General features: G+C 33.0%; 11 protein-coding genes and 3 pseudogenes. 13 read left to right on the top strand and 1 reads right to left on the bottom strand.

What is annotated here, in order from left to right; genetic code table 11:
• Nucleotides 1-113: 113 nt before the first annotated feature.
• The 8 genes and pseudogenes from J1D01_RS14885 to J1D01_RS14850 all read left to right on the top strand — a co-directional run bounded on the left by J1D01_RS14885 (nt 114) and on the right by J1D01_RS14850 (nt 4300).
• Nucleotides 114-503: an Arm DNA-binding domain-containing protein gene (locus tag J1D01_RS14885; RefSeq protein ID WP_421151387.1), complete on the top strand. Its 390-nt coding sequence runs from the start codon at nt 114-116 to the stop codon at nt 501-503.
• Nucleotides 460-705 (top strand): phage integrase SAM-like domain-containing protein, encoded by a 246-nt coding sequence (locus J1D01_RS14880; protein WP_421151413.1) that lies wholly within the window; start codon nt 460-462, stop codon nt 703-705. The genes J1D01_RS14885 and J1D01_RS14880 overlap by 44 nt, the downstream gene beginning before the upstream one ends.
• Nucleotides 706-711: 6 nt before the next feature.
• Nucleotides 712-930, top strand: a complete 219-nt coding sequence (locus J1D01_RS14875; RefSeq protein ID WP_421151386.1) for a hypothetical protein — start codon at nt 712-714, stop codon at nt 928-930.
• Nucleotides 931-940: 10 nt separating this feature from the next.
• A complete protein-coding gene (locus J1D01_RS14870; protein ID WP_421151385.1) occupies nt 941-1273 on the top strand; it encodes a site-specific integrase in 333 nt (110 codons plus the stop codon).
• A 214-nt stretch (nt 1274-1487) separates the two neighbouring features.
• Nucleotides 1488-1706 (top strand): annotated as a pseudogene (locus J1D01_RS14865) (carboxypeptidase-like regulatory domain-containing protein); the annotation flags it as partial.
• 33 nt (nt 1707-1739) lie between these two features.
• Complete coding sequence (locus J1D01_RS14860) at nt 1740-2759, top strand: Kelch repeat-containing protein (RefSeq protein WP_421151384.1); 1020 nt, start codon at nt 1740-1742, stop codon at nt 2757-2759.
• A gap of 16 nt (nt 2760-2775) precedes the next feature.
• Nucleotides 2776-3057 (top strand): annotated as a pseudogene (locus J1D01_RS14855) (cysteine peptidase family C39 domain-containing protein); the annotation flags it as partial.
• 43 nt (nt 3058-3100) lie between these two features.
• Nucleotides 3101-4300: pseudogene (locus J1D01_RS14850) on the top strand (IS3 family transposase).
• 108 nt (nt 4301-4408) lie between these two features.
• On the opposite strand, the gene J1D01_RS14845 reads toward J1D01_RS14850, so the two are convergent.
• Nucleotides 4409-5014 (bottom strand): RNA polymerase sigma factor, encoded by a 606-nt coding sequence (locus J1D01_RS14845; RefSeq protein WP_421151383.1) that lies wholly within the window; start codon nt 5012-5014, stop codon nt 4409-4411.
• 101 nt (nt 5015-5115) lie between these two features.
• On the opposite strand from J1D01_RS14845, the gene J1D01_RS14840 reads away from it, so the two are divergent.
• The 5 genes from J1D01_RS14840 (at nt 5116) to J1D01_RS14820 (ending at nt 14261) form a co-directional block, all read left to right on the top strand.
• A complete protein-coding gene (locus J1D01_RS14840; protein ID WP_421151382.1) occupies nt 5116-6279 on the top strand; it encodes a FecR family protein in 1164 nt (387 codons plus the stop codon).
• A gap of 109 nt (nt 6280-6388) precedes the next feature.
• Nucleotides 6389-9886 (top strand): SusC/RagA family TonB-linked outer membrane protein, encoded by a 3498-nt coding sequence (locus J1D01_RS14835; protein WP_421151381.1) that lies wholly within the window; start codon nt 6389-6391, stop codon nt 9884-9886.
• 54 nt (nt 9887-9940) lie between these two features.
• Complete coding sequence (locus J1D01_RS14830; protein ID WP_421151380.1) at nt 9941-11500, top strand: RagB/SusD family nutrient uptake outer membrane protein; 1560 nt, start codon at nt 9941-9943, stop codon at nt 11498-11500.
• Between the two features lie 158 nt (nt 11501-11658).
• Complete coding sequence (locus J1D01_RS14825) at nt 11659-13113, top strand: arylsulfatase (protein WP_421151379.1); 1455 nt, start codon at nt 11659-11661, stop codon at nt 13111-13113.
• A gap of 11 nt (nt 13114-13124) precedes the next feature.
• Nucleotides 13125-14261 (top strand): glycoside hydrolase family 88/105 protein, encoded by a 1137-nt coding sequence (locus J1D01_RS14820; protein ID WP_421151378.1) that lies wholly within the window; start codon nt 13125-13127, stop codon nt 14259-14261.
• Nucleotides 14262-14266: the final 5 nt, after the last annotated feature.

Here is a 14266-nt window from a genome sequence, read left to right as displayed (position 1 = left end):
GATTCGGTGAGTTTACCTTTGTCGGTAGACAGGCTCACCAAAACATAAGAATTTTTTGAAAGTGATTTGATTTTCGTGTTACGAACATTTTGTTCAACCAAAACACTTTCAAGATGAAAACTTCAACCACCTTTGGTGTAACCTTTTTTACACGCCTTAATTCCAAAAAGACAGACAATGCCTTAATCTTTGTTCGTATTACCGTTAACGGTAAGCGTTCCGAAATCAGTTTAAAGCGAAATGTTTCCCAAAAGTTGTGGGATAAAAACAAAGGCAAAGTAAAAGGCAATACCCAAGAAGCACGAGCTTTAAACAACTACATCCAACAAGTTAGAAACAAACTATACGATAGTTATGGCGAACTTCAAAAAGAAGGAAAACTAATAACAGTAGCTACAGTCAAATCCTGTTATTTGGGAACAGACGAACAGCACAGAACCCTTTTACAGTTGGTAAGCTATCACAACAAGACAATGCAAGCGGTTCTTAAACCAGGAGCTTAAAAACTATAAGACGACTGAAAGTTATCTTAAAAAGTTCATCAAGAAGATATACAAAGTTGATGACATCCAATTAAAACAGCTTAACTATGCCTATGTAATAGATTTTGAACAGTATTTGCTGAAACTTCCCAATCTCAACAATAATGGCTTAATGGAACATATAGAACGTTTTAAAAAGCTATGCAAATTGGGTGTAAAATAGGAATTGTTGGAAAAAGACTCAGCTATAAATTACCAACTGCATTTTGATAAAGTGGAAAGAGATTACCTGACCGAAGAAGAGCTAAACACTTTAGAAACTTCAACTCTGGAGAAACAAACCCATAAAATAGCAAGGGATATTTTCGTGTTTTCCTGCTATACAGGTTTAGCGTATTGCGATGTGTTCTCTAACCCAAGAGAATATTGTGTTGGGTATCGATGGTAACAAATGGTTAATGACACAAAGGGAAAAGACAGCAACAAAAGTTCGTGTGCCTCTTTTAAATGCTACTTTAAGAATTATCGAAAAATACCACGAGCATCCAAAATGCATCCAAATAGGTAAATTACTTCCAGTATATTCAAATATAAAGATGAATCAGTACATAAAAGAAGTAAACAAAAAACTAAAAATCGAGAAGCACCTAACCTTTCACATTGCACGTCATACATTTGCTACAACGGTCACTTTAAGTAATGGCGTGCCCATTGAAACAGTTTCAAAACTTTTAGGCCATACCAAGCTATCCACACCAGAGTTGTTTAAAAGAAAATTAGTGAGGATATGAACAGTTTACGCCAAAGAAATTGATATAAAAGCAAGCTATGTGTTTTTTGGAATAATGAAGGCCCTAAAATAAATATTAAAAATCTTAATTTTAAAGAAATAAAAAACTAATAATAAAACTTTTTAAAATAAGCACATGAAAAAAATAGTATCACTTATATTAATTTGTTTTTTAGCCCATCAATTGCAATCCCAGAATATAAAAAGGGAAAGTTGTAGATACCGACAATCTCCCATTGGCAGACGTAAACATAACCCTTGTGCATACTAACAAAGGTGCAACAACTGACAAAAAGGGCCTATTTACCTTAAAGGTGCGTTCAAACAATGATACCCTTCAGTTCTCCATGTTGGGATATTCAACTTTAAAATTATCGGTTTTAGAGCTAAAAGACAAAAATTATACAGTTGTACTTCCTGAAAAAGTGGAAGGTCTAAGCGAAGTGGAGCTAAAGGGTAAACGTAAATTGAGGGAAAACTTAAAATATGATAAATTAACGTCTTTAAAACAAAGTATTTTTGACTTTGGGGCTTGCGTTGTAAACAATAAAATCTATATAGTTGGTGGTGATGAAACTTCTAATACGGATGTAGCTAAAAAGGCAGTAAGAAAGGCAAATGAAATGATAAGTGATTTAGATGATTTACTATATCAAATGCGTAGGCATAATGAGTTTTCTTGGAAAGGTTACAGCAAAAAAATACAGGTGTATGATATTGGGAAAGGTGAGTGGACGGATACCTTAAAGTTGGTACACAACCGGGCCTACCACAATTTAAATTATCACAACAATACCCTTTTTGCCTTGGGAGGAAAACGTATATCCACCAATGGCAGGTTCGAGTACTTAAATGAAACCATAGATGTTATAAATCTGGATTCCCTATCCGTAAAGGTTGACCGTACAAATCCCCATCAGGCCATCAATTTCACCTCGGTTGTGTATAAGGATCATCTGGTGGTTTTGGGTGGTTCGTACAAGAAAAGCAGTCAGGGAAAGGAGCTCTATCCGGACGGTGTTCATGTTTACAATTTTAATTCTGGTCTTTGGTACGAGCTTACCAAAATGCCATATCCCAAGGAAGTGAATGGTGTGGTAGTAGGTGATAAAATATACTTGATAGGTGGTTATAATGGGCAAGAACTTTCAACCATTGAAACATTTGATTTGGTCACGGGCATTTGGCAAACCATAGGGCAGTTGCCTATTGCCATCAAACGTCCTGCACTGGCAGTAAACGGCAATGATATCTATATTTACAATAATGGAACTATGATGGTCTATGATACCAAAAAAAACATTTTAACAAACTACCATCTTAACTTACAGCTTCAGGATGCCGGTATGCACTGTTATAACGACACCTTGTATTTAATAGGCGGTTATGAAGAAACGGATTATTCAAAAAGACCTTCACCAAACATCTATACCATTGAGTTAAGTGAGTTTTTAAAAACAAAATCTACTGTATCAAAGATAGATTAACACTTGATATAATCCACTGAAAGAATTTTATGAAAAAAAAATCCCTTTTTACAAACAACCGGATTTTAAAGATTGCGGTCCTACTTGTATTAAAATTATAGCTAAATATTATGGGAAAATTATTTCATTGAATCAAATTAGATTATTAAGCGAAACTACTAGAGAAGGTAGTAGTTTATTGAGTTTAAGTGATGCAGCTGAAAAAATTGGGTTTAAATCTTTAGGGGTCAAAATTGATTTAGAAAAAACCATTGATATTCCTTTACCTTGCATTGTGCATTGGAATAAAAATCATTTTGGAATTACTACATTAGACTGGACATAAAGAAGAGAGAATATGTTTGCTAGTTTTTATTTTAGCAATTATGAGAAGAAAATCTAAACATTACACCTTAGAATTTAAACAAAAAGCCGTTGAGTTAAGTTATGCCAGAGGCAATGTAAAACAAGTATGTGAAGATCTGGATATATTTTCATCAGTACTTTACCGCTGGCGTAAAGAACTAAAGGATTATGGAAAAAACAGTTTTCTGGTCGAGGCAAGCCTAAAATGACCGATGAAGAAAAAGAGATAGCTCGATTAAAAAAGGCATTAAAAGAAGCCGAGCTAGAACGAGATATCTTAAAAAAGGCGATTGGCATCTTCTCCGTGAGCGACAAAAAAAATACAGGTTTATAAAACAGCATTTAATGAAATTTCCTGTTGAGACGATGTGCAAAGTATTAAAAGTTAGTAAGAGCGGGTATTACCATTGGTTGCAAACAGGGCCAAGTAAGTTGTGGATTGAAAATCAGAAGATAAGTTCACTGGTCAAAACCATATTCAAGGATAGCCATGAAAGCTATGGTGCACCTAGAATGAAATCCGAACTGGAATCATTAGGCCATAAGGTATCTAAGCCAAGAGTAGCGCGTATGATGAAGGCCAATGATCTGCTGGCCAAAAGAAAACGCAAGTTTAGAACAACAGATAGCAACCATAGTTATCCAATAGCTCCCAACTTGCTGAATCAATGCTTTGATGTAAAAAGACAAAACCAAGTATGGGTAAGCGATATTACTTATATCCAAACCAAGCAAGGTTGGCTTTACCTTACGGTGATTATCGCCTTATTTAACAGAAAGGTTGTAGGATGGTCTTTAAGTGATAACCTGACTACAGAGGGCACCATTGTAAAGGCATGAATATGGCCATTAAAAGCACAACGCTGACCCAGCCCTTGATATTCCATTCGGATAGAGGGATACAGTATGCCAGTCATAGGTTCACTTCCATAATTAAAAGCTTTAATGGTTTGGTAAGTCAATCTATGATCCGTAAGGGGAATTGTTGGAATAACGCAGTGGCAGAATCCTTTTTTAAATCTTTAAAGGTCGAATGGATTTATATACATAGTTATAAATTAAGATCGGAGGCCGAATTATCCATCTTTCAGTGGATAGAAACTAGGTACAATAATAAACGAAGACATTCCTTTTTAGGAAATAGAACTATTAAAGAATTTGAATTAGATATGTATAACCTTGAACTAGCGGCATAATCATTCAACTAATTGTCCATTTTTTTGTTGCAAGTCCATATCCAAACTATCAATAGAAATAAAAACAATCAATAAAGAAACTACAATAAGGTTATAATTTAAATTTTATTAATTTAATTTAAAATGACATTCATTAGAGTTAATACCTAATAGTACAAATAATATAGGTTTAATTTTTTGTTTGAGGTTTTTCCTAAGTATGCGGAAGGCTTTGTTTATTTGAGTTTCTACAGTCCTGATAGATACCCCCATAAAATTTGCTATTTCAATATTTGTTAACCCCTCTTTTTTACTTAATAAAAAGGTTTCTTTACATTTAGGTGGTAAGTTTTCAATAGCAGTATTTACCATTTTTATTTGATTTGTTAAATCATTTTTTTCATCATTTATTATCGTTTCTAAAGCTTTATAGTGTTCTATTTCAATGGATAGCATTCTTTTGTCTTTTCTCCATTGATCAATAAATTCATTATATACAGATTTGTTTAAAAACCGCTTTATAGATTTAATAGATTGAATTTTTTTTCTGTCTTCCCATAATTTAATGAAAACACTCTGAACAATATCTTTAGCACCATCATAATCATTAGATAGGCTATAAGCATAAACACAAAGAGGTTGATGATAGGTATCCATCAAAAAAACTAATGCTTTATGATTACCTTTTTTTAACTCTTCTTTAAGGAATTCCTCGTTTAAAAATACAGCATTCAAGATAATATGATAAAAATTGCTATGTAAATATATAAAAAAAATAAAAAATGCGTACGTATTTTATGAAATTGATACGTCTTAATAATAAAAGGTAAAAGAACGTGAATAATAAAATTGAAAATTTAATCATAAAATATTTTTCAAAAGTTGCTTCTTTCGATGAATTAATTGAGTTAACAGAATGGATTAGTGATGAGACTAACAGTCAGCTTTTTTCAGATTTTGTTAAAGTTAACTTTCTAATAGATGTAAATATGTGTGATTTTGATACGGAAATCGAGAAAAAGAAAATATTAAAACAAATTAAAGTAATAGAAAAGAATAGACGTTTTGATAAGATAGGATACGTGTTTAAGTATGCTGCAATTTTAATAATTGCAATAGGAATAAGTTATGTCTTTTTTAAAGATTATACTTCATCACCAGAAACAAAAATAGTATCAACTGAACAAAAAACAAAAATAAAACCGGGTGAAGACAAAGCAATGCTTACTTTAGAAGATGGGTCTGATGTTTTTTTGGGAGTAGGAGCTTCTTACCAGACCCAAAATGTTAAAAGTAATGGTGAAGAGATTGTATATAAACCTAGTAAACAAAAAACAAAGCAGGTTGAATATAATTATTTAACAGTACCAAGAGGAGGGCAATTTTTTATCACTTTAGCTGATGGTACACAAGTATGGCTAAATTCAGAATCTCAATTAAAATACCCTGTAAACTTTGTTGAAGGAGAATCTCGTATAGTAGAGTTGGTTTATGGTGAAGCATATTTTGATGTTTCCCCAAGTAGCAACCACAAAGGCTCAAAGTTTAAAGTATTTAATAAATCGCAAGAAATAGAAGTGATTGGAACAGAGTTCAATGTAAAAGCTTATAAAGATGAAAATAATATTTATACAACATTGGTTAAAGGAAAAGTAACTATGAATTTTGAAAATAAAAGTCAAAATTTAATTCCAAAACAGCAATCAAATTTTAATACCATAACAGGAGATTTAGAAGTGAAAATGGTAGATGTTTATAATGAGATTTCATGGAAAGATGGCATTTTTAGCTTTGAAGAAGTTTCTTTAAAAGAAATAATGAAAGTGTTATCTAGGTGGTATGATATTGAAGTTGTATTTGAAAACAAAAATATTGAAAATAAAGAGTTTATTGGGCTTTTAAGAAAGGATCAAAATATTGAAAAAATAATATCCAGAATTAAACATTTTGGAGTCATAAAAGATTATGAATTTAAAGATAAAATTTTGTTGCTAAAATAATAAATATAAAAAATAAAAAAAGAGCGAAGTCTAACATTTAGCGGTGCGTCAACTTCTGCTCTTTACCGTATTTAATTAAACTAATGTCTAACTAAAACTATGCTAATTTATGAAAATTAAATGTAAGAATTACTTTTTATTGATAAGAAAACAGCTTCTATTTGTTATGCGACTATTTATCATTCTATTTTGTACAACTCTTTTTAGCCTCAACTCTGAAAACTCATTTTCTCAGATAAAAATATCTATAAATGAAGATCAGTTGGCAACAGTTGATCAAGTTTTTAGAATAATTAAGAAGCAAACAAATTATGGTTTGATTTACCCTAAAGGTCTGTTTAAAAATCATCCTAAGATTCAACTAAGAAAAGGAGAGATTGAACTGGAAGAACTTTTAAATCAAAGTTTAAAACCAGGTTATTTTAAATTTGAGGTCACAGATGACATGACCATTACTATTTTAGAAAACTCAACTAATCCAAAACCTGATGAAGTCATTACTCTTCAAACATATAGGATTAGTGGTGAGGTAAAAGACGAAGCAGGACTACCGTTACCGGGAACTAATGTTATTGAAAAAGGAACAAATAATGGTGTAACTACAGATTTTGATGGAAAATTTTCTATTAATGTTGCAAATGAAAATGCTATTTTATCTATTAGCTACATAGGTTATGAGCCAGTAGAACTTCCTGTAAAAGGTAAGCATAATGTTTCTATAATATTAAAAGAAAATTTAGCTCTACTTGATGAAGTTGTAGTAATTGGATATGGTGAAGTAAGAAGACAAGACCTTACAGGTGCCGTGTCTAGTGTAAAGGCTGAAGAAAATGTATCCCGTCAATATAACTCTGTAGATATGATGCTTCAAGGTAGAGCAGCAGGTGTGCAGGTATCTTCCAATGCTGGTAATCCTGGACAATCAATTAATGTAAACATTCGAGGAATCAATACTTTGAGTGGGAAAAGTCAACCGCTTTATGTTATTGATGGTGTTATTGTGGATTCTGGAGGTGAAGATGTGCTTCAAGCTGTTGATGATACTAATGAGTACCAAGCCCCTCAAAATGGGCTAACTGGAATAAGTCCTCAAGATATAGCTAGTATGGAAGTACTAAAAGATGCTTCTGCCACTGCTATCTATGGATCCCGAGGAGCCAATGGTGTGGTGTTAATTACTACTAAGAAAGGGAAGTTGGGCGCTCCAACTATTAATGTATTCACTTCAAGCGATTTGTCTGTTATTTCTAATAAACTTGATATGATGAGTCCTATGACTTATACAAAATTTCGGTTAGAACAAGCAGAGTTGAATAATGCCGACCCAGAATTTTATATAGATGGACAAAATATCTATCCTATTACCTATGATGATGGAGAAGCTATTATTGGACAGCAGCCTGTGAGAAAGATTGACTGGCAAGACGAAATGTATGAAACTGCATTAAGCACTAATACAGGAATTACAATTAGTGGAGCAGCAGATGAAACAAAGTATTACTTTTCAGCCAATTATAGAGATCAAAATGGTTTAGTTAAAAACTCAAACTTAAAAAATGGAAATTTAAGGTTAAATCTTTCTAGAGATCTAACTTCAAGACTTGAGATAGATACAAGAATGAGCTTAAATTATAGAGAACTTGATTTTGCACAAGCAGGCAACAGAAGTGGTTCTAATAGGAGTTTTACATTGCAAACACTTAAATATAGACCTTTGTTAACTGGTGATGAGTCTATAGATGTAGAAAGTGAACTGTCCAATCCTTATGCTTGGATAAATGACTATGATGATATTACCGAAGAAATGCGTATACAAGCGGTAAATTCTCTAAAATTCAAAATTACAGACAATTTAAAGTATAGCTTTCTAATTGGTCTAGATTACCGTAATAAGGAAAGATCTGTATGGTATGGTACTACTACCTATAGAGGGAATTTACAAAACGGAAACCTAGGAATCTCTACTTTGAGAAGATATTCATATACAATGAATCATCTGCTATCTTATAACAAGAAGTTTGGAAAAAAACATAGAATAAAATCTACAATTGGATTTACATATGATGCTAATAATTCAAAATATGGTAGATATGAGGTTGCAGATTTTCCAGTTCAGTCATTGCGAACTAAATCTCCACAAGCTGGACAAAATGTTGTTAGACCCTTGGCATTTACGTATTTAGATGAATCGATAAAGTCCCTTTTATTTAGAACCAATTATACACTTAATAATAAGTATTTAGTTACTGCATCTTTTAGAGCAGATGGGTCAAGTAAATTTGCCGATGGTAATAAGTGGGGCTTTTTCCCTGCCGTAGCATTGGCATGGAAATTAAATAATGAACCATTTTTAGATAATGGTCTTTTTGATGACCTTAAGCTAAGAGTTGGTTGGGGGCAAACAGGTAATCAATCAATATCTGCATACAGTACACTTTCTCAATATGGACCTACCACAACTAGTAATTATGTAGATACTAATAATGGTATTATAGTTGGTAATGTTGTATCAGGTATAGCTAACCCTGATTTGACATGGGAAACTACAAACCAGTTTAATTTAGGGCTTGATATAGGTATGAAAGATAACAGACTTACTGCCAATATTGACTTGTACACAAAAAACACTAAAGATTTACTTCAACAGTTAGAAATAGGACCATCTAATGGCTTCACAACAATGCCTGTTAATTTGGGTGAAATATCAAATAAAGGGATAGAAATGAGCCTAAATTATGTAGCTGTCGATTCTCCAAATCTCAATATTACAGTAGGTGGTAACATTGGTATTAATAGAAATAAAATTGAAAAACTAGGATTAGCACCGTCTACTGTATGGATTAACGGTCAGGAATCTGAAAAAGTTTTTTATTTTGGAGAAATAATTTCTACAGGGTCGTTACAAGTTCCAGCAAATATTTTTATGGAAGGTCAACCAATAGGAATGTTCTGGGGATATAAAACAGATGGCATTTATCAAACAGATGAAGATGCAACTGCAGGTCCAACTTTTAATGGAATAAGCAATGTAGCTGGAGATGTTGTTTTTGTTGATCAAAATAATGATGGAAATATTGATGGCGATGACCGTACATTTATTGGAAATCCAAACCCTGATTTTACCTACGGTTTTAATCTTTCAGCAAAATATAAAAGGTTTAATCTTTCAGCATTATTTAGTGGAGTTTACGGTAATGATGTTGCCAACGCTACACTCTCTCAAATTGGATATGCAACTCTTACTAGTTCTAATGCTCTTAATGATGCTTATGTAAATGCTTGGAGAACAGATGCACCATCAAACACTTATCCTAGAATTGGATGGAATTATGGTGAATCTCAGTTTACAGATCGCATGGTTGAAAGTGGAAGTTTTTTAAGGTTAGATAATATAACTATTGGATATGATTTGCCTGTAAAAAATCTAAATTTTTTATCAAAAGCAAATATCTATTTTTCAGCCAATAACCTCTTTACTATAACAAATTATAGTGGATATGATCCTGTGGCTACTAGCTACATGTTTGAAGGAGGTATTATGGGAGTTGATTGGTTAGGTACACCAAATGCTAAAAACTATTTGGTGGGTATTAATATATCATTTTAACATAAAATAGCTAATCAGATGAAATTTAAAATAGCAACTAAAAATATAAATAAGATGAAATTTAAAATATTATTATATATAGCACTAATCACTACAATTACATTGTCGTGTAGTATAGAAGAAGAACCTAAGAATTTTGCGGGAGATACTATGTTTCAGGATGTTGCGGGGGCAAATACGGTATTAAATAGTGTCTATGCGTATGTAGGGAATTTTAAAGCAATGTCAGGTATTTTTCCTCAATTAGTTACAGGTTGTTCTGGTTTATTTGGAATGGGTAATAATGGTTTAGCCAATGTAATAGGTAATTTATCTCCATATTCCTCACACAATTTTGTAACAAGACAATGGGTAGGTTTTTACACTACAATAGGGAGAGCAAATGACTTAATTGATGGTTTAGCCAATGTATCATTGGAAGAGGTTGAAGAACAAAACAATATACTAGGACAGGCTTATTTCATAAGATCTTGGATGTATTTTAACATTGTAAGAATATGGGGAGAAGTTCCATTGGTTGTAGGAAGAGTAACACCAGAAAATGCCAATCTACCCAAATCTTCTTTAGATGAAATTTATGAACAAATTATTAGCGATGCATTAAAAGCAAAAGAATTACTGAAAGATGTTTCAACTCAAGAAGCGGGCAGACCTGGTAGTCAGGCAGCAAGTATGTTACTTGCTAAAATTTATATGACTTTGGCAGGCAACCAAACTGCTTCAGAAACTAACTATTGGCAAATGGCTAAAGAAGAAGCCTCAGAGGTTTATGGACATTATTCACTTGTTTCAGATTTGAGTACACTTTGGTATCCTGAAACAAGTAATAATACTAAAGAGAGTATTTTTGAACTCCAAGGTAACGAAACTTATACTTATCAATGGGAACAATTGTATTCGGCAAATCAGAGTAACTTAGGTAGAAATATGGCAGGAAAAATGTTTGTAAACCTTGAAGTTTATGATAGTCACGTAAATAGATATCCTGATGACCCAAGAATAGCAACAACATTTGTAACCTCGTTTTTAAGATATAAAAGTAGCTCTATTAGTGATACCGTTACCGTAAAAACCTATCCTCATACTTTGCAGAGAGGTAAAATTAGAGAAAGCTACCCATTTTGTTTTAAGTATTTTGTAAAAGATCATACAAAGACGAGTTACTTTACAAATCAAAATTTGGTTGTTTATAGGTATTCCGATTTATTACTAATGATGGCTGAAATTGAGAATGAGCTGAATGGGCCATCTGGTGCTTATACTTATGTTAATGAAGTTTTATCTAGAGCAAGAACATCAGGAGGAGCAAATGCAACAGAACCTGCAGACTGGAGTGGTTTATCACAAGAAGAATTCAGAGAAGCTATTATGCAAGAATACACATATGAATTATTAGGTGAAGGGCATGACTGGTTTAATATACGTAGAAGAGGGTATGATTGGTTCAAAACCCATGTTATTGATGTACATAATAGTCATCCTGTTTATGATTTTAGTACTATATATGACCATGAGTATGAAGATAATCCACGTATTATGCTATTACCATTACCAAGTACGGAAATAGCTGCAAATCCTAATATTTCAGATTCAGATCAGAATTTTGGTTATTAAATATAGGCATTAAGTAAGAGAGAGTTTACTAAAAATGTAAACTAAGTGTGGTTTAATACTAATCGGCAGGACGTTCTGTTCTGCCGATATTTTCAAATCAGCATGTATAATATATACATGTACGTACTAATTTATTATATCTAAAACATTAAGAAGTAATGTTTATAAAAAGAGCCTTTATTTGTGCAATAATATTTGCAACGTTATTTTTATTATCCTGCTCTCAGAAGACAAGAGAAATTGATGCGCCTCCCAATGTTATATATATACTGGCAGACGATTTAGGATACGGAGACTTAAGCTGTTTTGGACAAACTCATTTTAGCACGCCACGAATTGACCAGTTAGCAAAAGAAGGGATGGTTTTTACTCAGCACTATGCTGGTAGTACAGTTTGTGCCCCTTCAAGATCTGCACTATTAACTGGTTACCATACAGGACACACCCCTATAAGAGGCAATATAAGAGTTGAACCAGAAGGTCAGTGGCCTTTACCAGAAGAGTCTTTTACGCTAGCTGAAATGTTTAAAACAAAAGGATACTCTACTGCTGCTTTTGGGAAATGGGGGTTGGGCTATATCAATACAACTGGGGATCCAAATCGTCAAGGATTCGACGTTTTTTATGGTTATAACAGTCAAACCCTTGCACATAACTATTACCCAGATCACTTGTGGCATAATGACCAAAAGGTGATTCTTAATAAAAATAATAATGGAAAAGAAGAACAATATGCGCCAGATCTCATCCATGAGCATGCTCTTGATTACATTCGATTACATAAGGACGTTCCCTTTTTTATGTATTACAGTACACCCATACCGCATGCTGAGTTAAAAACAACCGAAGCTAACATGAAAAGTTTTGTTGGAAGATATGATCCAGAACAACCTTATGAGGGTGTAGACTTTGGAGAAGAAGGGTTTAGAAAGGGGGCTTATGGATCGCAAAAAAATCCAAGGGCTGCATATGCCGCAATGGTTACTATGTTAGATAGACAGGTTGGTGAGATAATGGATACTCTTGAAGAATATGGTTTAGAAGAAAACACCCTAGTAATTTTTACTTCAGACAATGGTCCTCATCAAGAAGGTGGTGCAGATCCTGAATTTTTCGATAGTAATGGTCCCTACAGAGGATATAAGAGAGATTTATTCGAAGGAGGTATTAGAGTGCCAATGATAGCTAAGTGGCCTTTAAAAATTAAAGAAGGTACTAGTTCAAATCATGTTTCAACATTTTGGGATTGGATGCCTACTCTTGCAGATATAGTTGGAGTAGAATTATCAGAGCCAACTGATGGAATTTCCTTTTTTCCTACTTTAAAAGGTCTTGTCGATAGACAACCAAAACACCCATATTTATATTGGGAATTTCATGAATTAGGGGGAAGACAAGCTGTTAGAAGTGGAGACTGGAAACTAGTAAAATATAATGTACTAGATTCAAGTCTCACTACCACAGCTCTATACAATATAGTAAATGATCCATCTGAAAGCATTGATTTAGCTAAAGAAAAACCAAATAAAGTCCAAGAATTATTAGAAATAATGAATCAGGCTAGAGTTCCTTCAGAGGTATTTAGATTTAATGCAAAAACTATAATAAAATAAGACTAATTAAAATGAATAAAATATATATATTACTTGTAATATCATTAATCAATCATAACTTATTTGCTCAGATAGAGAATAGTCATTTAGCAGAGTGGCCTGTTGGTACCTCTCCAGAAGAGATTGGTAGACAAGTAACGATTAAGTTTCTTAATTCCCCTCATTCTCCTCAAGGAATCGCTAAGGCAAATAAGCCAGTAACTAAAATAACTTATAGGGAAGTTTGTACATGGTTAGGGGGGCTCTGGTTTGCAGAGGCTGTTAATGATAAGCAACTGTTATGTCGACTTGAAGATAGATTTACTCCAATTTTTTCCAATGAGGCGCATTTGAAACCAAAACACAATCATGTCGATAACAATGTTTTTGGAGCTTTGCCTTTAGAACTATATAGACAAACAGGAAAAGAGAAATATTTTAACCTAGGAATAAAATATGCTGATTCTCAATGGGAATTACCAAAAAATAGTACTGAAAAAGAAAAAGAGTGGCATAACAATGGGTATTCTTGGCAAACAAGAATCTGGATAGACGATATGTACATGATTACCACTTTACAAAAGCAAGCTTATATTGTTACAAATAATCATAAATACATAGATCGTGCAGCTAAAGAAATGATCTTGTATTTAAATGAAATACAATTAGATAATGGACTTTTTTACCATGCTCCAAGTGCTCATTACAGTTGGGGTAGAGGTAATGGTTGGATGGCAGTAGGAATGGCAGATTTATTAAAAGTATTACCTAATTCAAATTTAAATAAAGAGCGTATAATGAAAGGTTATAAGTCTATGATGAAAGCTCTTTTAGAAAATCAAACAGAAGAAGGTATGTGGCGTCAAATCATTGATGATCAAGATGCTTGGAAAGAAACATCGGCCACTGCAATGTTTACATATGCATTTATTGTAGGTGTAAAAGAAGGTTGGTTAGATGAAGATATTTATGGAGCAGCAGCAAGAAAAGGATGGTTATCCCTTGTAAGTTATTTAGATGAAAATAATGAGTTAACAGAGGTATGCGTTGGTACGGGTATAAAAAATGATAGAAACCACTATTTAAACAGACCTAAAACAACAGGAGATCTTCATGGTCAAGCACCGCTTTTATGGTGTGCAGCAGCTTTAACTGAAAAATCATTATAAACAAA

The sequence above is a fragment of the Seonamhaeicola sp. NFXS20 genome, from assembly GCF_049132085.1.
Lineage (GTDB): Bacteria > Bacteroidota > Bacteroidia > Flavobacteriales > Flavobacteriaceae > Seonamhaeicola.
The sequence above is the reverse complement of the archived record's forward strand: the minus strand, read 5'-3'. Positions and strand labels throughout refer to the sequence as shown.